Below are 629 nucleotides of genomic sequence, written 5' to 3'. Positions count from 1 at the left end.
AGTCAAGCGGGCCGTCTTCGCCGCTTATGCCGAAATCGAGCCGCAAGACACATGAGCGAACAGGCACTTTATTTCAACGGTAGTTTCTGGCGTGCGCTCCTGAAAAACGAACAGGCCACGCGCTTTCTCGAGGAACTATGGCGCAGGTCCGGTGGCGCTCCGGCTGTTGATATCAATCTTAACCAGGTTGTGGAGGAAGTCACTCAGATAGACAACTCAACCACAGTGCATGGAGTCAGCCCGCACCAGGTCAGGGTTGTTGCAATTCAGCTTGTCAATGAGTCCCGGGGTGACGACGCAGAAGCACTGCGTACACAAATCAAGAAACTAGAACGCCGCATAACAGAGCTGGAGGATCAGCAGTGAGTACCAACACATACCCGGTGTTTTTTAACAGCATCATGCTGGAAGACACAATATCGACCCTATACGCGGTGCCCAGCTCGCCCAGCGGGACGATATTGCAAAACCTGCAAATAAAGATAACCAACACCACATCGGCAACGCGGACAGTCTCAGTCTATGCCGTGCCGGTTTCCAGCAGCCCGGCCCCAGACAATGCCGTCGCGCTGAATATGTCTATCCCCCCAAATGATTACATTCTGCTACCGGTTGAACGCCTGGCCAAC

At 53.6% G+C, this 629-nt stretch carries 2 protein-coding genes; both read left to right on the top strand.

The genetic code is table 11. The annotated features are described in order from the left end of the window. The coding region (locus Q5Y71_RS17090) for a hypothetical protein (RefSeq protein ID WP_306043274.1) at positions 1-366 on the top strand (366 nt) is incomplete at its 5' end. Beyond that, positions 363-629: hypothetical protein (locus Q5Y71_RS17085; RefSeq protein ID WP_306043273.1), on the top strand; the 267-nt coding region annotated here is incomplete at its 3' end. The genes Q5Y71_RS17090 and Q5Y71_RS17085, both read left to right, overlap by 4 nt.

Source organism: Microbulbifer sp. 2205BS26-8, from assembly GCF_030731025.1.
Lineage (GTDB): Bacteria > Pseudomonadota > Gammaproteobacteria > Pseudomonadales > Cellvibrionaceae > Microbulbifer > Microbulbifer spongiae.
Note: the sequence above shows the minus strand (reverse complement) of the source record. Positions and strands in the feature narration are given on the sequence as shown.